This is a genomic window from Selenomonas ruminantium AC2024 (assembly GCF_000687995.1).
In the GTDB taxonomy this organism is placed as follows: domain Bacteria; phylum Bacillota; class Negativicutes; order Selenomonadales; family Selenomonadaceae; genus Selenomonas_A; species Selenomonas_A ruminantium_B.
Window position 1 is genome coordinate 2,404,878 of sequence record NZ_JIAC01000001.1, and the last position, 23,541, is coordinate 2,428,418.

The following is a 23,541-nucleotide window of genomic DNA, read 5'->3' on the forward strand; positions in this document are numbered from 1 at the left end:
ATCACAACCTTCTCTAAAATAAAGTCCTAAAACGGAACGTTCATCTCAATATCCACCATGGAGCGAATCGGTTCAAAAGACTGACGATGTATGGGGCAAGGTCCATACTGCCGCAGGGCGGCGATATGCTCTGCCGTACCATACCCCTTATGGTGAGCAAATCCATACTGCGGATATTCCTTGTCGTATTTATCCATCAGCCGGTCACGGTTGACCTTGGCGATAATCGAGGCCGCCGCAATGGAAGCGGACTTGGCATCCCCCTTGATGATGGACAGGGAGGGCACATTGAGGTTCTCCAACTTCACAGCATCGATGAGCACGGCATTTGCTTCCTGCTCCAACCCAAAGATAGACTCGTACATGCCATTGATGGTGGCCTGATAGATGTTCACCCGGTCAATGGTCTTGGCATCCACAAAGGCCGCCTTCACCGCAATGGCCTTGGCCATGATTTCATCGTAAAGCTCTTCGCGGACCTTGGCGGAAATCTTCTTGGAATCGTTGATTTTCGGCAGGTACAAATCATGGGGCAGAATCACTGCCGCCACGGACACCGGCCCGGCCAGCGGTCCACGTCCTGCTTCGTCCACACCGGCCACAAACTCGCAGCCCTTGGCCCAGAACTCCCGCTCAAAGCTATAGAGTTCTGCCACCCGCTTTCTGTCTGCCTGCTCGCGCTGATAACGGCGCAGAAGCGTGCCCACAGCCTTTCTTGTATCATTCGCGCAGGCGGACAGAAATTCCTCCGTCACCTGTCCCTGCGCGAAAAACTCCTCTACTTGTTTTATCGTATATTTGCTTAAATCATTCACTACTTTTTTCACCATCTTCTGCGGAATCATCTGCAGGCACTTCATCCAGCGTCACAAGCCCGAGTTTGCCTGCCCGGAATTCATTCAGTACGATGTTCTGGGCCTTTTCCAAATCCACCAGCCCGCCTTTGACAAGGCAGCCACGCTTGCGGCCGATAAGCTCGAGAATTTCCAGACCGTCTTCCGGCACATCCCCCGTGAGCTTAAAGCGTTCAGCCAAACGCTCCGGATAATCGCGGCGCATGATGCCCAACAGCAGTGCCGTGACCTTTTCGCGGTCATAGATATCATCGTTGATGGCGCCCGTAAAGGCGAGCTTTAATCCAACCGTCTGGTCTTCAAACTTCGGCCAGAGAATCCCCGGCGTATCCAAAAGATCAAGATTCGTACCAATCTTAATCCACTGCTTGGCGCGGGTCACACCGGGCTTATCGGCAGCCTTGGCCTTTACGGCACCGGCCAGACGATTGATAAGCGAAGATTTGCCGACATTTGGGATGCCCAGAATCATGCAGCGGGCAGCCCGCGGCTTTGCTCCCTTGCTGACAAATTTTTCCGTCTTGGGACGGGCCAAATCTTCAGCCACCTTCACGAGCTGCTTCATGCCCTTGCCCTTCATCGAGTCAATGGCGACTGCCGGTACATTCTGGCTCTTGAAATAATCCAGCCACTTTTTCGTACTGGCACTGTCAGCTAAGTCCGCCTTGTTCAGCGCAATCATGCGAGGCTTGCCCTTGATGATTTCCGCCAGCATGGGATTGGCACTGCTCAGAGGAATCCGCGCATCCAAGAGCTCGATGACCACATCCACCAGTTTCAAATTTTCCTCAATCAGCCGCTGGGCTTTCTTCATATGCCCCGGGAACCATTGCAAATTGGGAATATCCTGTTTTTCCATTAATATAATTCTCCTGTCTTACATAAATATCTGTGCTTACCATTGTATCATATTTCCCCGCTGAAAAAAATTCAGCAAAAAAATTAAAAAAGCTGTTGACAAGGATAGCATTATCCCGTATACTGATATTCGTTGATGACACACGAGGTCACAACAACCCATGGGGGCATAGCTCAGCTGGGAGAGCGCTTGCATGGCATGCAAGAGGTCAGGAGTTCGATCCTCCTTGTCTCCACCATAAGAGAATGTTACGGTCGCTGTTCGCGGCCGTTTTATTTTTGTCCGTCCGTGTCAGAAAATTATTGACTTTGTGTTTATTCTGTGTTATTATTACTTCAAGCTAAAGGTTGAACCAACCGGAAAAGGTAATAGCTAGCCGTAGGGGAAGTTCAAACCTGATGTTGTTACATGGCTCGTGAAGGAGGGGAGTCCAATGGGCCCGTAAGATTGGTACCCATAAACAAGATGAAAATAGAATATTTGAACATAAACTAGCAGCTTGACCGAAAAAGGCAAGCTGCTAGTTCTTTGTATAAGTGTAAAGTTGTAACATAAATTTTAATTTCTGATTGACACAAGCCCTATCCATATATTAATATATTACACAATATACACGGCGGCTGACGCCTGTAAAGCTATATCGTAGATTATCAGTATCAAGAAAGAAGGGGTTACGTTGGCATTCTATTTTGAAGAACCATCACACACTTTTGGCGAGTATCTTCTCGTTCCCGGCTATTCCTCGGACAAATGCATCCCAGCAAATGTCTCCTTGAAGACGCCGCTGGTCAAGTTCCGCAAGGGCGAGGAGCCGAAGATTTCCATGAACATCCCCATGACCTCTGCCATCATGCAGGCGGTTTCCGATGACAACATGGCGATTGCACTGGCCAAAGAGGGCGGTGTGTCCTTCATTTACGGCTCCCAGAGCATCGAAGACGAAGCTGCTATGGTTTCCCGGGTAAAGCATTACAAATCCGGTTTTGTCAGCAGTGACTCCAACATCAAGCCCTCCACCACTCTGGGCGAAATCTTAGACCTCTTGCAGGATACGGGCCACTCCACCATGGCAGTAACGGAAGACGGCACGGCTAACGGCAAGCTGCTGGGTATTGTGACCAGCCGTGACTATCGCGTTTCCCGCATGTCCATGGACACCCCGGCCAGCGAATTTATGACGGCATTCGAAAATCTCGTTTATGCCAAGGCCGAAGAAGTAACCACCATTGGTCAGGCCAACGATATCATCTGGGAAAACAAGCTCAACATGCTCCCGATTATCGACAAGAACCAGCGCCTGCGCTACATGGTTTTCCGTAAAGACTACAATGCCAACAAAGACAATGAGCTCGAACTCATTGATGACAACAAGCGCTATATCGTCGGCGCCGGTATCAACACCCGCGACTATGCAGAACGTGTTCCTGCCCTCATCAAGGCTGGTGCTGATGTTCTCTGCATCGACTCTTCGGAAGGTTTCTCCGAATGGCAGCGCATCACCCTCAAATACATCCACGAAAACTTCGGCGAAGATGTCAAAGTCGGCGCCGGCAACGTGGTTGACGCCGAAGGCTTCCGCTTCCTGGCTGAAGCTGGCGCTGACTTCATCAAGGTCGGCATCGGCGGCGGCTCCATCTGCATCACCCGCGAAACCAAGGGCATCGGCCGCGGTCAGGCTACGGCTCTTATCGATGTCTGCCGTGAACGCGATAAGTATTATGAAGAAACGGGCATCTACATCCCGGTTTGCTCCGACGGCGGTATCGTTCACGATTACCACATGACGCTGGCTTTGGCTATGGGCGCAGACTTCCTGATGCTTGGCCGCTACTTCTCCCGCTTTGACGAAAGCCCGACGGACAAGGTTAAAGTCAACGGCACCTACTACAAGGAATACTGGGGCGAAGGTTCCAACCGTGCCCGCAACTGGCAGCGCTACGACTTGGGCGGCTCCAAGAAGCTTTCCTTCGAAGAAGGCGTGGACTCCTATGTTCCGTACGCCGGCCCCCTCAAGGACAATGTGGGCACGACGCTTGCCAAAATCCGCAGCACCATGTGCAACTGCGGTTCCCTGTCCCTCCCCGAATTCCGCGACAAGGCAAAACTCACGCTGGTTTCCGCAACCAGTATCGTGGAAGGCGGTTCCCATGACGTAATCCTGCGCGACCGTCTGGGCAGAGATTAATAAACATATCGGACAATAAAAATCCGCTGAAGCAGCTGCTTCAGCGGATTTTTTGTTATCCTCTTATTCCTTGGCAAAGAGTGCCTTGGCAAAGTCCTCTGCTACAAAGGGACGCAAATCCTCAATGCCCTCACCTACGCCAATCCACTTAACCGGCATGGAAAGCTGGCTCTTGATGCCAATAACCACACCGCCCTTGGCCGTGCCATCCAATTTCGTCAGCACTACGCCGGAAATCGGGGCAGCTTTCGTGAAAAGTTCGGCCTGACTGATGGCATTCTGCCCCGTGGTGGCATCGAGCACCAACAGGGTTTCATGGGGCGCACCGGGGATTTCACGGCCGATGACGCGGTTGATTTTCTCCAATTCCTGCATGAGGTTGGACTTATTCTGCAAACGGCCGGCGGTGTCGATAAGCAGAACATCGATATTGCGGGCCGTGGCCGCCTTCACCGCATCATAGGCAACAGCTGCCGGGTCAGAACCTTCCTCGTGCTTGATGAACTGCGCACCGCTGCGCTGCGCCCATACTTCGAGCTGGTCAATAGCTGCCGCACGGAAGGTATCGGCCGCTGCCAACATAACGGTTTTACCCTGTGCCTTGTAATAAGCTGCCAGTTTGCCAATGGTCGTAGTCTTACCGGCGCCGTTTACACCGATAACCAGATGCACCGTGGGGCCATTTTCAGCCGTGCGGGTAGTATCCTCACCGGCATTGAGAATTTCGGCGATTTCCTTTTCCAGGAAGGGCTTCAAATCTTCGGGGCTGTTGATTTCCTTTTTCTTAATGCCCTTGCGCACAGCCGTCATGAGCTTTTCGGTGGTCTGCACGCCCACATCAGCCATAATCAGCGTTTCTTCCAGTTCATCGAGGAAGTCATCATCGATATCGGCATAGCCGATAACCAGCTTTTCAATCTTATTGGTCAGGTTTTCGCGGGTCTTATTCAGGCCCTTTTTCAATTTATCAAAAAATCCCATCGTTTACTCCTTATTCTACTTCGTCTATTTTTACGGACAGTATCTTGGACACGCCGGCGTCCTCAATGGTGACACCGTAAAGGGTATCCACAGCTTCCATGGTTCCCTTACGGTGGGTTACCACGATGAACTGGGTGTTCTCGGCAAATTCCTTGAGGAAGGAGCCAAAACGTACGACGTTGGCTTCATCCAAAGGCGCATCGATTTCGTCCAGCACCGAGAAGGGCGACGGACGATAGCGCAGGAAGGAAAAGAGCAGCGCGATAACCGTCAGCGCACGCTCGCCGCCGGACAGGGCCGAGAGGTTCTGCCGCTTCTTCTGCGGCAGGGTCACGAGAATATCCACACCGGAGTTAAGCACATCCTCTTCATCCAGCAATTTCAATTCCGCCTTGCCGCCGCCAAAGAGCCGCACAAAGATATCGGCAAAATACACCTGAATCTGGGCAAAGGCCTCCTTGAACTGCTTGGTCATGGCTTCATCCATATCCGCCAGGATGCGTTCCAAATCCTCCTTGGCACTATTGAGGTCGCCTGCCTGCTTTTCCATAAAGTCATGGCGCTTGGAAAGTTCCTCGTATTCTTCCAAGGCGTTGGGGTTGACCGGCCCGAGTTCCTTGAGCTTGCGCTCTAAGGTCTGCATCTGGCTGCGGATTTCTGCCGGCTCCCCTTCCATGGCTTCCTCGGCCGCCCGCTCCGGGGTCAGGCCGTAATCTGCCAGAATGGTTTCCTGCAGCTGTTCTAAGTGCATCTGCAGCTTGTTGTCCGCCACCTCATGCTTTTGGATGGCTTCCTGCAGGCGGTTGCGCTTCTGCGCGACCTCATGTGCCTTGCGGTCTGCCGCCTGGCCAGCTTCCAGCTTGTCCATGCGCTGTTTATACAGCCCGTCATGACTGACCTGGCCTTCGTCATAAACATCCTGCCAAGCCCGCTGCTGGTCCTCCAGCACCTTCAAACGGTCTACACTGTCAGCCAGACTGCTGTCCAAATCCCGTTCTTCCCGTTCATTGTCCCGCAGGGCATTTTCACTGTTGGCCTTGGCTTGCTGCCGCAGTTCGAGGAACTGGCGGTTGCCCATGGCCTCCTGCTCCAAAGTAGCCCGCTTGACTTCCCTATCGTGAATGTACTGGGCCAAATCGTCTGCATCCTGCTCAATATCCGTAAGCCCCTCGCGGATTTCTGCTTCCTGCCAGGCCAGCTCATTGTACTGGGCTTCAGCCGCTGCCGCTGCCCGCTTGGCCATCACCTTCTTCTCCTGCAGCTTCGCAAAGGTCTCCTGCATGGCCGCCATAGCCTGCTCCAAGTCGCCAATCTGCACCTTCTGTTCGGTCAGATTTTCGCCCAGACGCTCCAGATTGGTGCTAAGCTCCGCCTTGCGGATATGCTGCGCCTGCAGTTCCTTCTGCAGTTCGAGCTGTTTGTTTTCCGCCGCCGTCACCGCCTGTTCTCTAGTAGCGCGGCTCTGTTTGAGCTCCTGTTGTTTTGCCGTCAGCTCCGCTAATTTTGCTTTCAGTTCTTCAATCTCGCCGCTGCGGTTTAAGAAGCTGGCTTCCGCATGCTGGCGGCTGCCGCCGGACAGCGAACCGCCGGGATTTAAGAGTTCACCAGTCAGGGTCACGATGCGCAGCCGCTGTTCATGGGCCTTGGCAATCTGCAAGGCATTATCCAGCGTATCCACCACCAGTGTCCGAGACAGTAAAAAGTCCACGGCTTTCTCGTATTGGCTGTCCACCTTCACCAGAGTATTTGCCCAGCCAATCACGCCGTCACTTTTTCCTTCCCGGATGCTCTGGGGTTGCCGCACCACCAAGGTAGACAGTGGCAAGAAAGTCACACGGCCCTGCCGTTCCCGCTTCAAGTAAGCGATGGCGGCTTTGGCCGTATCGGTGTCCTGCGTCACCACATTCTGCAGATTGCCCCCCAGGGCCACTTCTACGGCGGTGATGTAATCCTTGGGCACATCAATGAGTTCGGCCACGGCACCGGCCACACCACTGCGCCATTTTTCATTGGCCTTCAGCACAGCCTTAACGGCCTTGCCGAAACCTTCATAGGCCTGCTGCATTTTCACGAGGAATTGCAGCTTGCTCTCGCCGCTCTTTAACTGCTGTACCGTGTCATTAAATTGGCGGATTGCCGCCTGCTGCGCTTCCACAGCAGCATTCTTCTCTGCCTCGGCATCCTTTGCCTGGTGCTGGCCTGCCTGAATGGTTTCCACCGTTGCCTGCAGTTCCGCCGTGAGCCGGGTCTGCAAGTCCTCCAATTCCGCCAGCTTTTCCTTGGCCTGCGTCAGCTCCCGTTCCCGGTCTTCCTGACCATCCGTGCCGTTTTGCAAATCACGTTCCGCCAGCGCAAATTCCTGCTGTTTGGCATTCCAGATAGTTTGCTGTTCTTCCCGCTTTTTTTGCAAGGCCCGGGCCTTGTCTTCTTCTTCGTGAATCCGCTTGGCCAGTTTCTTTTCCTTGGCCCGCTCAGTCTGCAGAAGTTCATCCAAGAGCGCCAAATCCTGCTTATGCTGGCTGGCCTGCTCCGTAAGCCGGGCAATATCGGCAACAGCCTGAGCAATCTCATGGTTGAGTTCCTGCCGCCGGTCCAAAATCTTCTGACGGGCGCCATCACTCTGGTCCTGCCGCTCATGGAGCTTCGCCAGTTCCTGGGCGGCCCCTTCCATTTTCTGGCGCAGGGCTTCATTCTTTTCCGCCTGCTCTTTAAGCGCCCGCTCCAAGTCAATGATTTCCTTGCCCAGCCGTTCCTTTTCTGCCGCCACAGCCTGCACGGCCGTTTCCGCCGCCAGAGCATCATCACGCAGGGAAGCCAATTTTTCGTCATTTTCCTGCTTCTGCGCCGCTTCCTTGGCATAATCATGCGCCAGACGGGTCAGCTTGCACCGCTGATATTCCTCGTTGAGGCCATTGTAAATCCGCGTCTTTTCCGCATGGCGGGCCAGAGGTTCAAGCTGATTTTCAATCTCGTGGATGATATCCTGCACACGCACGAGGTTGTTTTCCGTATCCGTAAGCTTTCTAACCGACTCGCGCTTACGGTTGCGGTACTTCGTAATCCCTGCCGTTTCCTCGAAGAACGCCCGACGGTCTTCGGGACGGCTGTTTAAGATATCGTCAATGCGGTTCTGACCGATGATGCTCATACCATCATGGCCGATGCCCGTGTCAGCAAAGAGGTTATAGATATCCTTCAACCGGCAGCGAGAGCGATTGATGTAAAACTCGCTCTCCCCACTGCGGTAAAGACGGCGGGTCACAACCACTTCGCGGAAATCCACAGGCAGGGTGCCGTCATTAGCAAAGAACAGGGAAACCTCCGCTACGCCCAAGGGCTTACGGGAGGCCGAACCGGTGAAGATGATATCTTCGGCCTTGGTGCCGCGCAGGTTGCGGACATTCTGCTCCCCGAGCACCCAGCGGATGGCATCGGTAATATTGCTCTTGCCGCTGCCGTTCGGGCCGACGATAGCTGTTATCCCCTGGTCAAAATCTATGGTTATCTTATCTGCAAAGGACTTAAATCCATAAGCCTCCAAGCGTTTTAACTGCAAAATCTACACCTCATTCACGATTCACACATATCCTATATCATACCATATTTACGTCTATTGCGAAACCGTGTATAATAGATGGCAGATATATCTGAATTTTCATCTATTATATTATCCATGAGGAGGAGAGCTTATGAACCCCAAGGCCATGTTCAACATTTCCTACGGTCTTTACGTCCTGACCGCCAATCTGGATGGCAAGGACAATGGCTGTATCATCAACACCGTCACGCAGGTAACCTCCGACCCGAATCAGATAAGTATTGCGGTCAATAAACTCAACCACACCCGCGATATGATTGCCGCCAGCAAAAAATTCACCGCCTCCATTATCAGCCAGAATGCGAACTTTGAGTTGTTCAAGCGCTTCGGTTTCCAATCCGGGAAAAACGTGGATAAATTCGCCGGCTTTACGGCCGCACAAAGAGGGGCCAATGAGGCCATGATTATCAATGAAGGCACCAATGCCTATATTGCCGGCTGGGTCACGCAGGAAATCGATTTGGGCACCCACAGCCTCTTTATCGCCAGAGTCACCGATATGGACGTGCTGAATGATACGCCTGCTGCAACCTATGCCTACTACCATCAGAACATCAAACCGAAACCACAGGCCCCCGCCCCCAGCAAGAGCGGCAAAACCATCTGGCGCTGCAAGATTTGCGGTTATGAATACGAAGGCGATGAACTCCCCGCAGATTTCATCTGCCCACTCTGCAAACACCCGGCTTCGGATTTTGAACGCGTGAACTAAACCGCCAAAATAGGCTGAAAAAAACTTAACCTGAAAAGCCCGCTGACAAAAATGCCAGCGGGCTTTTGCGTAAATTACAGTTTGCCAATACGTGCTAATTTTTTTTGTTACAGCTCAGTTTGGGCGGAGGTGGTAATACTTTTCGCCGTTGCACTGAATGACCCACAAGTAAATGTATGGGCTTTTAGCTGCCTGCGCCGGGCTAGACCGGCGGCGCGTATGTTCAGCCCAGTATTTAGTTTATGCCGTTTGTGGGCCAGTCCTCACTGCGTTCGGACAGTCGTTCCACGGCGAAAAGCATCACCACCTCCCCCCGAAGCGATGTCCGTATAAGACGGCATTTTCGTAGTGACAAGCAACAAGCACATCGATGTTCTTGTTACGAGAGCAACGCGTTCGTGGCAATAGCATAGGCTGTATCTTGGGGCGAACGAGGGAGTGATTTTTCTGTAGGGAGCGACTGCCTGAACGCAGTGAAGGCCGGCCCCTGTAGGACGCAGCTAAGTAAATACGCTGAAAACAGCGCCGTTGGCCTGCCCGGCACGAGTAACTGGACAGCTCTCTTGTACGAAGGGGTCGTTTAGCGGAAAACAGAAAAATTACTCCCCGTTCGCCCCTAACAACGCATGGACGGGATACCTTGCGCACGAACTAACGAATTAACCTACAAGCTGCGATTCATTCAAACAATGCCGCCAATTCTTCTGCCGTAAGTCCTGTGATAGCCTTATCCCCTTTGGCAATGCACCCCAGAACCGGCAGTCCGGTCATTTCCTCACACATGCGCCGATTGTCCTCTTCCATCACATCCCCTTCATGGAAATGATTGAAGAGGATGCCTTTCAGTGGCAGTCCCTTTTGCCCCATATAGGCATGGGTAAGGACCACACCGTTGATGGTTCCAAGCCCGGCGTCTGCCACTATGACGCTGGGCAGGTGCAAACTGCTGACGATATCCTCTAGCTGGATGCGTTCTTCATCATAGCCAATGGGGCAGGTAATGCCGCCGCTGCCCTCCACCACTACATAATCATGCTCCCAGTTGAGCGCCTGGAATTTTTCTTCCACCACGGCCATGCGCACGGGATTGCCTTCGATGCGTGACGCAAGATGCGGAGAAACCGCATGTTCATAAACATAGGGGCACATGCTCTCAAGACTCTGGGAAATCCCGGCAAATTCCTTGACAAACAGGGCATCACCGGGAATCAGCGTGCCGTCTGGCCGACGCTCATTGCCGCTCATGGCGGCCTTATAATAAGCCACATCCATCCCGGCATCATGCAGCATCTTCACGATAAGTCCCGCCACATAGGTCTTGCCTATCTCGGTCCCCGTCCCTGTGACAAAAAGATTCCGGCTCATGCGCACACCTCCTTATGCAGGGCAGTATGCTTTTCCTCCACTATCCAGACACCGCTCCGATAGCAGCGCAAACCGATGCCCGCTGCCGCCAGACACAGCAGGAAATCCGGCGGCGCCTGCAGGATGCCGCAGTAAAGTATAGCCGTCCAGAGGGGAATCGGCGCAGCAATTACATAATTGGAAACCAGATAAAACCAGGCTATGCCAATCAGGTAGACGATAACCATGCCGCCTAAATTGGCCAACAGCAGCCGCCCATAGGATATGGCCGCCCCACGGCGGGCATAGTAACCGCCAAACCAGGCCTGCAGAATAAACGCCAGCAGATAGCCAAAGGTGGGCTGCAGCACATAGGCCGGGCCGCCGCCGGAAGCAAAGACCGGTACGCCCAAAAGCCCCAGCAGCACATAAGCCGCTACCGCCACCGCTCCCAAACGGGCGCCGAGCACCAGCCCTGCCAGCAAGGTGAACAGGAATTGCAGCGTATAGACATCCGTTCCCACCGGAATGCGAATAAAAGTTCCCGCCGTAATCAGGGCGATAAACAAACCACATAGCACAATTTCACGAACCGTAAGATGTTTCATTGACATTTTCCTCCAAAAAGCCACCGCTTACCCGCACCGGAACCATTCCTTCATGACCGCAAAGATATGGACAAGCTCATCATCCGTAAGGATATAGGGCACCATGGAATAAAGATAATTCAGGAAGGGCCGCGCAAAGACGCCCCGTTCATAGGCAAACTGCTGATAGCCTGCCAAAGTCTGGGCATCATATACTTCAATGCAGGCACAGCCGCCCATGATGCGGACTTCGCGGATACGCGGGTCGGTAAAGCCCTCAAGTTCCCGCCGTGTAATCTCTTCAATATGCGCAACCCTTGCCATGACATCGAGCTCGTCAAACAGTTCAATCGAGGCCTTGGCCGCCGCACATGCCAGAGCATTGCCCATAAAGGTTGGGCCATGCATCAAGGCTTTTTCCGGTGCATCATCATAGAACGCCGTAAAGACCTTCTTATTGGCCACAGTAACCGCATGACCAATATGACCGCCGGTAAGCCCCTTGCCCAGTACCAGAATATCCGGCAGTACCTCATCTGCCACAAAGCGATGCCCCGTCCGGCCAAAGCCTGTTGCCACCTCATCAAAAATCAACAATACACCGTACTTATCGCAAAGCTCCCGCGCCCGCTTGAGGAAGGCCATATCGTACATCCGCATACCGCCCGCCCCCTGCAGCAGAGGTTCCACGATAAAGCAGTTCAGCTCATCCTGATAACGGGCAAAGGCTTCCTCCAACGCAGCAATCTCCGTGGGGATATGAATGACATAGGGATTTTTGCCATAGACCTGCAGGACGAAGTGATAGTCCTCATCATCTCCTACCGCCATGGTTTTGAAGGTATCCCCATGATAGGCATGTTCTAGCGCCAATACCCGCGTGCGGCCGTTCTCTCCCCGATTCACATAATACTGCAGGGCCATTTTCAGCGCGACTTCTACCGCCACACTGCCTGAATCGGAGAAAAAGCAGTAATCCAAATCCCCCGGCAGCCAGGCGGCCAGTTTTTCGGACAATTCCTGCGCGGGCTTATGGGTAAGGCCGCCCAGCATCACATGAGAAAATTTATTGGCCTGCTGACAGATAGCTTCCGTAATCTTGGGCTGATGGTAACCATAGATTACACTCCACCAGGAGGAAATCGAATCCAGCAGCTTCGCATCCTTTGTGTAAAGATAAGGGCCTTCTGCATCGACAATTTCGTAAGGTGCTTTCATGGTCTTCATCTGTTCGTAGGGGTACCAAATCATTGGCAGTACCTCCCTTTTGACTTCGTATTTTTTTGCATCGTCATAGCTCCTTTCCCAATCATCACGGTTAACACGATACTCCTCTCCGCCCTTATTGTCAACCTATATTTTGTAATAAGTTAACCAAACTATGATAAATGCGCACGAAACTTCGTGCGAAACAGTGTTTCGCACTTCGCCCTTACACGAAATCTAAGCAATTCTGCGCCCTACGGGTTTGACTTGCAAAAATTTCATAGTAAAAACAGGCCTGACTTGTCAAAAATTGACATGTCAAGCCTGCTTCCTTTAGGTCGCTATGAAATTAGAATTCTTCGCTCTTGCTGGCGATTTTTTCCTGAACGTATTTAATGAAGTCGTCAACCTTCATGGTTTCGCTGTCCTTCACGCCGCGTTTGCGGACAGCTGCCGTACCGTCAGCCATTTCCTGGTCACCAACAACCAGCGTGTACGGGGTCTTCTTGACCTGACTTTCACGAATCTTGTAGCCCGTCTTTTCGTTGCGGTCATCCACTTCAACGCGCAGGCCGAGGTCAAACATTTTCTTCTTGAGCTCGTAAGCATAATCGGCATGTTTGTCCGTAATCGGCAGGATGCGAACCTGAACCGGAGCCAGCCAAGTCGGGAACGCACCGGCATAGTTTTCAATCAGGATGCCGATAAAGCGTTCAATGGAGCCGTAAACCACGCGATGCAGCATGACCGGACGATGCTTTTCGCCGTCTTCACCAACATACGTCAGGTCGAATTTTTCCGGCATCAGCATATCGAGCTGAATCGTACCGCACTGCCACGTACGGCCGATGGAATCGCGCAGATGGAAGTCAATCTTTGGGCCGTAGAACGCGCCGTCACCTTCGTTGATGACATACTTGAGACCGCGGTGTTCCAAAGCATTGCGCAGAGCATTCGTAGCATTTTCCCAGATTTCGTCAGACCCCATGGAGTCCTCCGGACGCGTGGAGAGTTCTGCCGTGTACTTCAGACCAAACGTGCTGTAGACTTCATCGAAGAGGTCAATCGTATGCTGGATTTCATCCTCAATCTGTGCCGGCGTGATGAAGAGATGCGCATCATCCTGCGTGAAGTTGCGGACACGGAACAAGCCGTGGAGCGCACCGGAGAGCTCGTGGCGATGAACAAGACCAAGCTCGCCCATACGCAGCGGCAGGTCACGATAGCTATGCTGATGGGATTTATACACCAGCATACCGCCCGGGCAGTTCATGGGTTTTACTGCATAATCTTCATCGTCAATCTTCGTGAAGTACATGTTTTCTTTATAATGATCCCAGTGACCGGAAGTCTCCCAGAGCTTGCGGTTCATGATCATCGGGGTCTTGATTTCCTGATAGCCATAACGGCGATGTACTTCGCGCCAGTAGTTGATGAGCTCGTTGCGGACAACCATGCCATTCGGATGGAAGAACGGGAAGCCCGGACCTTCTTCGTGCAGGCTGAACAGGTCAAGTTCCTTGCCCAGTTTACGGTGGTCGCGCTTAGCTGCTTCTTCGAGCATATGCAGGTATTCATCGAGGTCAGCCTGCTTTTCAAAAGCCGTACCATAGATGCGCTGCAGCATCTTGTTCTTCTCGCTGCCGCGCCAGTAAGCACCAGCTACGCTCTGCAGTTTGAGTGCCTTAACCTTGCCCGTGGATAATACATGAGGGCCAGCGCAGAGGTCGGTGAATTCTCCCTGCGTATAGAGCGTAATCAGCGCATCTTCCGGCAGGTCGTTGATGAGTTCCACCTTGTAGCTTTCGCCCATTTCCTCAAACATCTTGAGGGCATCGGCACGGCTGACTTCCTTGCGTTCAAGCTTGAGGTTTTCCTTGACGATTTTCTTCATTTCCTTTTCGATATCCTTGAGGTCAGCTTCGCTGAGCTGGCGGTCCATGTCGATATCGTAGTAGAAGCCATTGTCAATAGCCGGGCCGATAGCCAGCTTTACATTGTCTTCCTTGTAGAGGCGTTTTACAGCCTGTGCCAGGATATGGGAAGCCGTGTGTCTGAGTGCCCAGCGGCCATCTGCTTCTTCAAACGTCAGAAACTCTACCGTGCAGTCCTTATTAAGAACAGCCGTCAGGTCCTTCGTTTCGCCGTCAACCTTAGCAGCCAGTACCTTCTTGGCCAGGCTGTTGCTGACCTGTTTTACAAAATCCAAAATGCTCGTGCCGGCCTCAACCTCGCGCAGAGCACCGTCCTTCAACGTAATCTTCAGCATTGTATTTCCCTCCTAAAACTAAAAAAACTTCGTCCCTGAATAGGGACGAAGCTATAACCTCGTGGTTCCACCCTGATTGCCACAGACTATGCCCATGGCCACTCAGCGCTTGTAACGATAGCGTAACCGTCTGCCAATACTGATGGGCCCAGCCCACGTTCCTGCCAGCAGCTCCAAAGTGGTAACAGCAACAACTAACCCAGAACCCTTGCACCATACAGGTTCCTCTCTAAGAGCCGTTTCCTCACTGTCATGTCTTTGTCTTTGCCTTTAACTGATAGACATATTATAGGTTGCCCAAGTTGACATGTCAAGGGATAACATCAAATTCCCCTGTAAAAAATTCCCCTGCCCTTTTCACTTGCCATGGCAGGGTTATGAGCTGCCAAAGTTGAATAAGTATAGCATAAATCTAAAGGAGGCAGTAAAAATGAGTATTATCAGCGGACTAATCGGCAATGCGGCGGAAACGGATATCGAAGATGTAAAAAAAGACTACGGCAAACTATTGGGCATGAGTGAACAGGTAATCCAGGCCTACCAATGGGTGCGTGACCTGCTTATCTTCACTGACTACAGGCTGATACTGGTGGATATACAGGGTGCTACCGGCAAAAAAGTCGACTACCACTCCATTCCCTACAAGAGTATCCGCCACTTCGCCGTAGAATCCACCGGACACTTTGACCTGGAGGCGGAACTCAAAATCTGGGTAGCCGGTCTTGGTGCTGAACCACTGGTCTACACCTTCAGCAAGGACGCCGACGTCTACCGCGTACAAGCCCTGCTGGCAGAATGCGTCGGCAAATAAGCAAAAAGAACGGATAAAAAACAGGAGCTGATTCACGTGTATAAAACTTTAATATCACTGGCAGCGGTGCTCGTCATGAGTACCAGCCTGTGCTTTGCCCGGGAACTGCCAACGGATAAACTGGTGGAAAAGCCGTCCACAGAAGTACAGCAGCCGCTGTTCCTGCAGCATGAGCATACATCTAAATGTATTCTTACCTCTGCCGAACCCGTGCAGATAATCTGCATTCTTGACCGTTCCGGCTCAATGCGCAAGGTAGCCGAAGATACAATCGGCGGCTATAACACTTTCATAGAAAAACAGAAACAGAAAAAAGGACGCGCCGAAGTTACCACCGTCCTTTTCGATGACAGATACGAAAAAATCGTGGACGCCAAAGATATCCAAAAAGTGCCGGAACTGACCAATAAGAATTACTACCCCCGTGGCATGACGGCCCTGCTTGACGCTGTCGGCCGCACCATCACCGGCACCATGGATAAAATGAATCAGAACGGCATCTGCCCGGCCAAACGGCGCGTGCTGTTCCTCATTATGACCGATGGCAAAGAAAACAACAGTGTAGAATACACCAAAGCTGATGTAAAAGCCATGATTGATACGGCCTCTAAAGAATATAAATGGAATTTCATCTTCATGGGAGCCAATATCGACTCTGTATCTGAGGCCGCAGCCCTAGGTATCGGCGCTAACCATGCCGTGAATTATAAACACGACGCCGGCGGCGTAAGACAATCCTTCTCCCGCATGGACGCCGCCGCCAGCGAAATGCGCGACAAAGGCAGCGTCGGCGAAAGTTGGAAACAAGCCGGCGAACAGCCACAGTAAATCCTTTAAACATCTCCCCATCGCTTACTGACAAAATTTTCATAGCAAAAGGCAGTGACAAAATGCTTGCGCATCTTGTCACTGCCTTTAGGTTTTTATATGCAGTTAGTTCGGGTCGAATTTGTTTTGGGCGTTTTCGAGCAGGGCGTCACGGCGTTTCTTGGAGGCTGTGAAGTAGTCGTAGACGGCCTGTCTGTCCTGATTTTCGCAGGCTGTAATCACGCTGCCGATAATTTCCTGCAAGGTCCTGAGGTTGGCGGCAATGGCCTTGCCGTTGGTCATGCAGATATCTGCCCACATATCGGCATTGGACGAGGCGATACGGGTGGTATCCTTGAAACCGCCGCCAATGAGTTTGATACAGGACTCCATATCACCGCCGGACTGGTTGAGGAGTGTTACCAGCGCTGCCGCCGCTACATGGGGCACGTGGCTGATAACGGAGGCACAGCGGTCATGTTTGGCGATATCGAGCGTTGTAAAGTTGGCGCCGGTATGCTTTAACAGCGCCATAAGCTTTGCATGCGCCTCAGGCGGTGCGCCTGTGTCCTCCACGATGACGTAGGCCTTGCCCACGAACAAGTCTTTTTTCGCTGCGGTTACGCCGCTTTTTTCCCGGCCGGTCATGGGGTGGCCGGCGATGTAGTAGATATCCGGGGGCAGAATCTTTTGCAGGTGCTCCCAGATATACTGCTTAGTACTGCCGGCGTCGGTGATAATCGCGCCTTTTTTCAGATAGGGCAGTATCTTTTCCACCATGGGCACGATTTGCAGCACCGGCGGACTCAAAAAGATGATATCCGCCTGCTCCACAACGGCTTTTACGTCCGGTGAGGCAAAGTCCACAGCTCCGAGTTCCATAGCCTTGTCCATGGAGGCCTGGCTGCGGCACAGGCCGGTGATGTAGATATCATCGCCGAGCTTGTCCTTCAGGCACAGCCCCAAAGAACCGCCGATGAGGCCTACACCGATAATGGCCAGCGTTGTTTTTTCCCGTGCCATTTATACAGTGCGCTCCATTACCGCCGCAATTTTGCCCAGGTCCTCCATCAGGCGGTTGAAATTCTTCGGCGTCAAGCTCTGGTCGCCATCGGAAAGCGCCACCTCCGGATGAGGATGTACTTCGATGATAAGGCCGTCACAGCCGGCAGCCACAGCCGCGCGGGCCATGGGCTGAACCATCTGCCAGCGGCCGGTGCCGTGGCTGGGGTCCACGATGATGGGCAAGTGGGAAAGTTCCTTGACGGCGGCTACCGCACTAAGGTCAAGGGTATTACGCGTAAAAGTTTCATACGTACGGATACCACGCTCGCAGAGAATGACCTGCTCATTGCCGCCCGCCATAATGTACTCGGCAGCATTGAGCCATTCGCTGATGGTAGCCGACAGTCCGCGCTTGAGCATGACAGGCTTATTGGCCTTGCCCAAAGCCTTCAAGAGCTGGAAGTTCTGCATGTTGCGGGCGCCGACCTGATAGAGGTCAGCGTATTTGCCCACCAGTTCCAAATCGTCCTTGTCCACGATTTCCGTCACGACCTTGAGGCCTTCCTCGTCCGCTACTTGACGCAGCATCTTGAGGCCGTCTTCGGCAAGGCCCTGAAAATCATAGGGGCTGGTACGTGGCTTAAAAGCACCACCGCGCAGGAACTGCGCACCGCCAGCTTTCACAGCCTTAGCTGCTTCCCTAAGCTGCTCGATGCTTTCCACCGAGCAGGGACCTGCCATAACCACAATCTGCTTGCCGCCGACCTTCACGCCGTCCACGTCCACGATGGTATCTTCCGGATGGAAATTGCGGCTGACCAATTTATATTTTTCCGTGATGCGGACGGTCTTTTCCACGCCCTCCATCATATTCATTTCCAAGTTTGCGATTTTCTTCTGATCGCCAATCACACCTACGATGGTTACTTCCTCGCCTTCTGATATATGGGTTCTAAGTCCAGCGGATTCCACTTTTTTGATGACTTTTTCTAAATTTTCTTTTGTAGCACTGGGGCTCATTACGATAATCATGTTCATTCCTCCATAATAACATAATAAAGTCAAAGTTCAAATAGAAAAAGCCCGCCCCCTCACAGGGACGAGCTGTTATACCCGTGGTACCACCCTGCTTGCTGATGCAAGCCTCTCTATTCGGATACATACATATCCTAGCCTCTGATAACGGTGGCATTCCGGCGCGGCCTACTAATCTGTACATCAGTTGTTCAACCGGCTGCTCAGGAGTGTATTTCAAAGGTTCCATCTGCGGCGTTACACCAGCCCGCCGCTCTCTGTAAGACTTCTGCCTCTTACTTCTCTCCGTCTTTGCATTTACTCTTGTTGCTTGATACTATAGCAGTTTGTAGCCATATTGTCAACCGCAATTTGTAAAATCATACAGTATTTCCACCACAGAAAAACTTTTTCTTCAGACTTTTACCATGGCGATTTCATCACAGTTGGGGAATTTGGGGCAGTCGATACATTCCTTCCAAACTTTATGCGGAAGTTCTTCCTTATTGATGACCTCAAAGCCTAAAGCCTTAAAAAACTCCGGCTGATAAGTCAGGGTAAAATACTTTTCAATACCTAAGACTTCGCCATCTTCTATCAGACGGCGCACAATCTCGGCACCAATGCCCCGGCGGCGCTTGTCCGGCGCTACCGCCATGGTGCGCACCTCCGCCAGCCTGTCCCAGATTATATGGAGCCCGCCCACACCGGCGATACTGCCATCATCATCCACGGCTACCACCATATCCCGCAGGGTTTCATAGAGCGTATTGCGGGAACGGGCCAGCATTACCCCCTGTCCGGCGTAATCGGCCACCAGTTCATAAATGGCTTCCACATCTTCAAATTTTGCTTTCCGGTAAATCATGCTCTCATCTCACTTGCTCTATATTAGGTATTTCCACCTCATCCGAGCGCTTCGCGCCCACCTTCCCCTCAAGGGGAAGGCTGAAAATCTATTGCTGTTGGGCACACATCTGCTAAAGGACACTTGCTACACAACGGCTTGCGGGCTTTGCAGATATTCCGTCCATGCCAAATCAGCCAATGATGGGCTGCGGACCATTTATCCTTGGGGATGGCCTTCATGAGGCCCTGCTCCACCGCTAAGGGCGTATCCCCTGCCGCCAGTTTCAGCCGGTTGCTGACCCGGAACACATGGGTGTCCACCGCAATGGCCGGGGCATTAAAGCCCACACTCATGACCACATTGGCCGTCTTGCGCCCCACGCCGGGCAGTTCCTGCAGTTTTGCAAAATCAGCGGGGACCTCCCCGCCATACTGCTCGCAGAGAATCTGGCAGGTCGCCATGATGTTTTTAGCCTTATTACGAAAGAGCCCGCAGTCCCGGATTTCCTCCTCCAAAGCCGCCAGTCCCAATGAGAGAATAGCCTCCGGCGTGGCCGCTTTCTGAAACAGCCGGGCCGTAGTCACATTCACCCGCTTATCGGTACATTGAGCCGACAGAATCACCGCAATCAAGAGTTCAAAGGGATTGCGGAAAATCAAAGCCGGCTTGGTATCCTTATAGACTTCCCCTAAAATGCGTATCTGTTCTTCCTTAATTTTTTTCGTAACACGCATAATGCTCTCCTATACATAAGCCTTCCCCTCTGGGGAAGGTGGGCGCGCAGCGCTCGGATGAGGTCGTTCTTTCGCTATACCTCATCCGCCCCTAACGGGGCACCTTCTCCATAGGAGAAGGCTGTTTTTTAGTTCGTCAAGCTCCGAATTGGCGCTGGGATACGGCCGCCGCGGGCAATAAAGGCATCCGAGCTGTACTGGTTGCGTACCGGTACAATGGGGCAGTAGCCCAAAAGGCCACCAAATTCTACCATGTCTCCGACTTTCTTGCCCGGCACAGGGATAACACGTACCGCCGTGGTCTTGTTGTTAATCATGCCGATAGCCGCTTCATCGGCAATAATGCCGGAAATCGTTGCCGCACTCGTGTCGCCTTCAATGGCAATCATATCGAGGCCCACAGAGCAGACGCAGGTCATGGCTTCGAGTTTCTCCAAGGACAGGCTGCCGGTCTTGATGGCGTTAATCATGCCTTCATCTTCACTTACCGGAATGAAAGCACCGGAGAGGCCGCCGACATGAGATGAAGCCATCAGGCCGCCCTTCTTCACCGCGTCATTAAGGAGTGCCAGAGCCGCCGTCGTGCCCGGAGCACCGCAGCTTTCAATGCCCATTTCCTCGATAATGCGGGCCACACTGTCGCCTACTGCCGGCGTGGGTGCCAACGACAGGTCGATGATACCGAAGGGTACGCCCAGACGCTTGGACGCTTCACGAGCCACCAGTTGGCCTACGCGGGTAATCTTGAAAGCCGTCTTTTTGATGGTTTCCGCAATCTCCGTGAAATCAGCGCCTTTCTTGGCTTCCAGAGCATGTTTTACCACGCCTGGGCCGCTGACGCCGACACTTACGACTTTGTCCGCTTCGCTGACACCATGGAAGGCACCAGCCATAAAAGGATTATCCCCGGGAGCATTACAGAATACGACGAGCTTAGCACAACCCAGCGCGTCATTATCGCGGGTAAGTTCTGCCGTACGCTTGATGACCTCGCCCATTTCCCGGACGCAGTCCATATTAATACCAGTCTTGGTGGAACCAAGATTTACAGACGAACAGACGACATCCGTCGTTGCCAGTGCCTGCGGAATCGAGTTAATCAGAATGCGGTCACCGTTGGTAAAGCCCTTTTCCACCAGAGCAGAAAAACCACCGATGAAGTTGACACCGATTTCCTTGGCGGCCCTGTCCATGGCTTCTGCCACCGGCACATAGGAATCCGTCTTGCAGGCATCCGCTGCAATGGCAATCGGCGTAACGGATACGCGCTTATGGATGATGGGGATACCGTATTCCGCTTCAATATCCTCCCCCGTCTTTACGAGGAACTCCGCCGACTTGGTAATCTTGTCATACACATTGCGGCAAAACTGGTCCATATTCGGATGCGCACAATCCCGCAGGGAAATGCCCATGGTAATGGTACGCACGTCCAGTTTGTTCTCAGTAATCATCTCATTTGTTTCAATGATATTGTCTATGCTAATCAAAAACTTATCCTCCTAAAGGTCACATCAGATGTTGTGCATTACATTGAAGATATCGGCATGCTGCGCCTTGATATCCACGTTGATTTCCTGACCGCTTTCCTTGAGCTTCTTCTGCAGATCCACCAGCTTAATCTTGCTGCTGCTGATTTCCGCAATCAGAATCATATTAAAGTAGCCATCCAGGATGTTCTGATTGATAGACAGAATGTTGACATTGTTCTCGGCGAGAATCTGGCTAACCATGGCGATAATGCCTACACGGTCTTTGCCTACAACGGTTACTACAAGTTTCATTTACACATTTCTCCTTCAATTCCAAATTCACCTGCACATTGTGTAAATATAGAACAATGTGTCAACACAAACAAACTCATAAAACTACATTTCCAATTATATCAGTGTCTGCACCAAAAACCAATAGCTCATAAAAAAAACTTTAACGCCTGTTCCTGTCAATTCAACCATGCCTAAATTGTATACATTTTACGATAATCTCCATCTATTATTCCAATTAGTTATAGTTTGAGAAAAAAATCACGCTTTACATTGACAAAGCAATAATTAGCACCTATACTATGCTTGTGATGTTAAATCTTGTGATGCTCCAAAAACCTAGTATTTACGCCGTTCTACAAGGCTTTATTATTTCGTTTTTCCAGCTCGTCACGAGTTAGTACGCATAATCGTTGTTTATGCGTTAATAATTTAGAGGAGAGTGTTAGTTATGGCAAAGAAACCTGTCAAAATCATGGAAACCGTTCTGCGTGACGGTCATCAGTCTCTGTGTGCTACCCGCATGCGCATTGAAGACATGCTTCCCCAGCTCAAAGCCTTGGATTCCGTAGGCTACAAAGCATTGGAAGCATGGGGCGGTGCTACTTTTGATACCTGCCTGCGTTTCCTGAACGAAGATCCCTGGGAACGTCTGGACACCCTGAAAGCTAACCTCAAGACTCCGATTCAGATGCTGCTGCGCGGCCAGAATCTTCTTGGCTATAACCACTACTCCAATGACGTGGTAGAAAAATTCGTCCGTCACGCTTCCGCCCATGGTGTTGGCGTATTCCGTATCTTCGATGCCCTCAACGATGTACGCAATCTGAAAGTTGCCATTGAAGCTGCACTGGCTTGCCCGGAAAAACCGGAAGTTCAGGGCTGCCTCGTATACACCATCAGCCCGGTTCATACCAATGAAAAATTCGTAGAATTGGCCAAAGAACTGCAGGATATGGGTTGCCATTCCGTCTGCATCAAGGATATGTCCGGCCTCTTGAAACCGTATGTAGCAGAAGACCTGGTTAAGAAGCTCAAAGCTGCTCTGGACATTCCTGTGGAACTGCACACCCACTGCACCTCCGGTTTCGGCCATGCTACTTATCTCAAAGCTATTGAAGCTGGCGTGGACATCATCGACACGGCTTTGGCTCCCTTCTCCTCTGACACTTCCCAGCCCTGCACGGAAACCATGGTTCGCGCTCTCGAAGGCACGGAATATGATACCGGCATTGACGTTCAGAAACTCACGCCGATTTCCAAACACTTCCTCGAAGTTAAAAAACGCGTTATCAACGAATTCAACCTCAAGGGTTATTTCGATATCAACCCCAACGTACTGGACTTCCAGATTCCGGGCGGTATGCTCTCCAACCTGGCTAACCAGCTCAAGGAAGCTGGCATGGAAGACAAGTATCAGGACCTCTTGGATGAAATGCCTCGCGTTCGCAAAGACCTGGGCTATCCTCCTCTCGTTACACCGTCCTCTCAGATTGTCGGCACCATGGCAACCTTCAATGTCATGAGCGGCGAACGCTACAAGATGGTACCGAAGGAATTCAAAGACCTTGCCCGCGGCAAATTCGGCCGTACGCCGGTTGCTATCGACCGCGATTTCCTGACTAAGACGCTGGGCATTGCTCCGGAAGACATCATCGAAGACTGCTCCATCGAAGATGCAAAGGCTAAGACCTTCGCAGAATTTGAAGCAGAACTCAAGGAAAAAGGCTATCTTAATCCTTCCGAAGAAGATGTCCTCTCCTACGCTCTGTTCCCGCAGGTTGCAGAAGAATTCTTCCAGAAACATTATCAGAAGGTAACGGCTTACAAACGTTCCTGAGCTGCTTCGCCCACCTGAATATCACTAAGTCAAAGATGACTACGCTTCGCTGTGCGTAGTCATCTTTTCTTTTTCTCCCTATTGATTTGTTATAGAAACATGGTATAATATACCCAAAAGTT

The 23,541-nt window shown here is 51.8% G+C and carries 19 protein-coding genes, 1 tRNA gene and 1 other annotated feature; of the genes, 6 read left to right on the forward strand and 14 right to left on the reverse strand.

Annotation, left to right across the window (positions count from 1 at the left end):
- Positions 1-26: 26 nt before the first annotated feature.
- Positions 27-845: a ribonuclease HII gene (locus tag P157_RS0111500; protein WP_230578483.1), complete on the reverse strand. Its 819-nt coding sequence runs from the start codon at positions 843-845 to the stop codon at positions 27-29.
- Entirely contained in the window at positions 808-1,713 is a 906-nt protein-coding gene (gene ylqF / locus P157_RS0111505; protein ID WP_026761120.1) for a ribosome biogenesis GTPase YlqF, read from the reverse strand. The genes P157_RS0111500 and ylqF overlap by 38 nt, the downstream gene beginning before the upstream one ends.
- 162 nt (positions 1,714-1,875) lie before the next feature.
- Between ylqF and P157_RS0111510 the strand changes: the two genes are divergently transcribed.
- Both P157_RS0111510 and P157_RS0111515 read left to right on the forward strand, forming a co-directional pair.
- A tRNA-Ala gene (locus tag P157_RS0111510) sits at positions 1,876-1,951 on the forward strand.
- A gap of 438 nt (positions 1,952-2,389) precedes the next feature.
- Positions 2,390-3,898 carry an IMP dehydrogenase gene (locus tag P157_RS0111515; RefSeq protein WP_026761121.1) on the forward strand — a complete coding sequence of 503 codons (1,509 nt, stop codon included), beginning with the start codon at positions 2,390-2,392 and terminating at the stop codon, positions 3,896-3,898.
- 63 nt (positions 3,899-3,961) lie between these two features.
- Here the strand turns inward: P157_RS0111515 and ftsY are convergent, their stop codons facing one another.
- Complete coding sequence (gene ftsY, locus P157_RS0111520; protein ID WP_026761122.1) at positions 3,962-4,879, reverse strand: signal recognition particle-docking protein FtsY; 918 nt, start codon at positions 4,877-4,879, stop codon at positions 3,962-3,964.
- A 10-nt stretch (positions 4,880-4,889) separates the two neighbouring features.
- A complete protein-coding gene (gene smc, locus P157_RS0111525; RefSeq protein WP_026761123.1) occupies positions 4,890-8,435 on the reverse strand; it encodes a chromosome segregation protein SMC in 3,546 nt (1,181 codons plus the stop codon).
- A gap of 133 nt (positions 8,436-8,568) precedes the next feature.
- Here smc and P157_RS0111530 point away from each other — a divergent pair, with 133 nt between their 5' ends.
- The gene (locus tag P157_RS0111530; protein ID WP_026761124.1) at positions 8,569-9,189 is read left to right on the forward strand and encodes a flavin reductase; all 621 of its coding nucleotides are present in this window, start codon (positions 8,569-8,571) and stop codon (positions 9,187-9,189) included.
- A 678-nt stretch (positions 9,190-9,867) separates the two neighbouring features.
- Here P157_RS0111530 and bioD read toward each other — a convergent pair.
- The 4 genes from bioD to thrS all read right to left on the reverse strand — a co-directional run bounded on the left by bioD (position 9,868) and on the right by thrS (position 14,595).
- On the reverse strand, positions 9,868-10,554 hold the full coding sequence (bioD, locus tag P157_RS0111535) for a dethiobiotin synthase (protein WP_026761125.1): 687 nt from the start codon (positions 10,552-10,554) through the stop codon (positions 9,868-9,870).
- On the reverse strand, positions 10,551-11,141 hold the full coding sequence (locus P157_RS14540) for a biotin transporter BioY (RefSeq protein ID WP_037368352.1): 591 nt from the start codon (positions 11,139-11,141) through the stop codon (positions 10,551-10,553). Before P157_RS14540 ends, bioD begins: the two co-directional genes overlap by 4 nt.
- Before the next feature lie 27 nt (positions 11,142-11,168).
- On the reverse strand, positions 11,169-12,371 hold the full coding sequence (gene bioA, locus P157_RS0111545; protein WP_026761126.1) for an adenosylmethionine--8-amino-7-oxononanoate transaminase: 1,203 nt from the start codon (positions 12,369-12,371) through the stop codon (positions 11,169-11,171).
- A gap of 304 nt (positions 12,372-12,675) precedes the next feature.
- On the reverse strand, positions 12,676-14,595 hold the full coding sequence (thrS, locus tag P157_RS0111550; RefSeq protein ID WP_026761127.1) for a threonine--tRNA ligase: 1,920 nt from the start codon (positions 14,593-14,595) through the stop codon (positions 12,676-12,678).
- Between the two features lie 430 nt (positions 14,596-15,025).
- Between thrS and P157_RS0111555 the strand changes: the two genes are divergently transcribed.
- Positions 15,026-15,406: a PH domain-containing protein gene (locus tag P157_RS0111555; RefSeq protein WP_026761128.1), complete on the forward strand. Its 381-nt coding sequence runs from the start codon at positions 15,026-15,028 to the stop codon at positions 15,404-15,406.
- Between the two features lie 36 nt (positions 15,407-15,442).
- The gene (locus tag P157_RS0111560; protein WP_051598613.1) at positions 15,443-16,234 is read left to right on the forward strand and encodes a VWA domain-containing protein; all 792 of its coding nucleotides are present in this window, start codon (positions 15,443-15,445) and stop codon (positions 16,232-16,234) included.
- A gap of 105 nt (positions 16,235-16,339) precedes the next feature.
- Here the strand turns inward: P157_RS0111560 and P157_RS0111565 are convergent, their stop codons facing one another.
- The 6 genes from P157_RS0111565 to P157_RS0111590 all read right to left on the reverse strand — a co-directional run bounded on the left by P157_RS0111565 (position 16,340) and on the right by P157_RS0111590 (position 21,600).
- Positions 16,340-17,236, reverse strand: coding sequence for a prephenate dehydrogenase (locus tag P157_RS0111565; RefSeq protein WP_026761130.1), 897 nt, complete (start codon positions 17,234-17,236; stop codon positions 16,340-16,342).
- Positions 17,237-18,250 carry a 3-deoxy-7-phosphoheptulonate synthase gene (gene aroF / locus P157_RS0111570; protein ID WP_026761131.1) on the reverse strand — a complete coding sequence of 338 codons (1,014 nt, stop codon included), beginning with the start codon at positions 18,248-18,250 and terminating at the stop codon, positions 17,237-17,239.
- Between the two features lie 60 nt (positions 18,251-18,310).
- Positions 18,311-18,554: a binding site (T-box leader), on the reverse strand.
- A gap of 93 nt (positions 18,555-18,647) precedes the next feature.
- Positions 18,648-19,100, reverse strand: a complete 453-nt coding sequence (locus tag P157_RS0111575) for an N-acetyltransferase (RefSeq protein ID WP_026761132.1) — start codon at positions 19,098-19,100, stop codon at positions 18,648-18,650.
- Positions 19,101-19,168: 68 nt separating this feature from the next.
- Entirely contained in the window at positions 19,169-19,816 is a 648-nt protein-coding gene (gene nth / locus P157_RS0111580) for an endonuclease III (RefSeq protein ID WP_026761133.1), read from the reverse strand.
- Between the two features lie 128 nt (positions 19,817-19,944).
- Positions 19,945-21,306 (reverse strand): PFL family protein, encoded by a 1,362-nt coding sequence (locus P157_RS0111585; protein ID WP_026761134.1) that lies wholly within the window; start codon positions 21,304-21,306, stop codon positions 19,945-19,947.
- A 24-nt stretch (positions 21,307-21,330) separates the two neighbouring features.
- Positions 21,331-21,600 carry an ACT domain-containing protein gene (locus P157_RS0111590; RefSeq protein WP_014424149.1) on the reverse strand — a complete coding sequence of 90 codons (270 nt, stop codon included), beginning with the start codon at positions 21,598-21,600 and terminating at the stop codon, positions 21,331-21,333.
- A gap of 430 nt (positions 21,601-22,030) precedes the next feature.
- Here P157_RS0111590 and P157_RS0111595 point away from each other — a divergent pair, with 430 nt between their 5' ends.
- Positions 22,031-23,419, forward strand: coding sequence for a pyruvate carboxylase subunit B (locus P157_RS0111595; RefSeq protein ID WP_026761135.1), 1,389 nt, complete (start codon positions 22,031-22,033; stop codon positions 23,417-23,419).
- The last annotated feature ends 122 nt before the right edge of the window (positions 23,420-23,541 follow it).

Excerpts from the sequence above, each read along its gene's own strand:
- bioA (WP_026761126.1), bottom strand. The coding sequence starts at position 12,371 with ATGATTTGGTACCCCTACGAACAGATGAAGACCATGAAAGCACCTTAC.
- ftsY (WP_026761122.1), bottom strand. The coding sequence starts at position 4,879 with ATGGGATTTTTTGATAAATTGAAAAAGGGCCTGAATAAGACCCGCGAA.
- ylqF (WP_026761120.1), bottom strand. The coding sequence starts at position 1,713 with ATGGAAAAACAGGATATTCCCAATTTGCAATGGTTCCCGGGGCATATG.
- P157_RS0111565 (WP_026761130.1), bottom strand. The coding sequence starts at position 17,236 with ATGGCACGGGAAAAAACAACGCTGGCCATTATCGGTGTAGGCCTCATC.
- P157_RS0111575 (WP_026761132.1), bottom strand. The coding sequence starts at position 19,100 with ATGATTTACCGGAAAGCAAAATTTGAAGATGTGGAAGCCATTTATGAA.
- P157_RS0111590 (WP_014424149.1), bottom strand. The coding sequence starts at position 21,600 with ATGAAACTTGTAGTAACCGTTGTAGGCAAAGACCGTGTAGGCATTATC.
- nth (WP_026761133.1), bottom strand. The coding sequence starts at position 19,816 with ATGCGTGTTACGAAAAAAATTAAGGAAGAACAGATACGCATTTTAGGG.
- aroF (WP_026761131.1), bottom strand. The coding sequence starts at position 18,250 with ATGATTATCGTAATGAGCCCCAGTGCTACAAAAGAAAATTTAGAAAAA.
- bioD (WP_026761125.1), bottom strand. The coding sequence starts at position 10,554 with ATGAGCCGGAATCTTTTTGTCACAGGGACGGGGACCGAGATAGGCAAG.
- thrS (WP_026761127.1), bottom strand. The coding sequence starts at position 14,595 with ATGCTGAAGATTACGTTGAAGGACGGTGCTCTGCGCGAGGTTGAGGCC.
- P157_RS0111555 (WP_026761128.1), top strand. The coding sequence starts at position 15,026 with ATGAGTATTATCAGCGGACTAATCGGCAATGCGGCGGAAACGGATATC.
- P157_RS0111530 (WP_026761124.1), top strand. The coding sequence starts at position 8,569 with ATGAACCCCAAGGCCATGTTCAACATTTCCTACGGTCTTTACGTCCTG.
- P157_RS0111500 (WP_230578483.1), bottom strand. The coding sequence starts at position 845 with ATGATTCCGCAGAAGATGGTGAAAAAAGTAGTGAATGATTTAAGCAAA.
- P157_RS14540 (WP_037368352.1), bottom strand. The coding sequence starts at position 11,141 with ATGAAACATCTTACGGTTCGTGAAATTGTGCTATGTGGTTTGTTTATC.
- P157_RS0111595 (WP_026761135.1), top strand. The coding sequence starts at position 22,031 with ATGGCAAAGAAACCTGTCAAAATCATGGAAACCGTTCTGCGTGACGGT.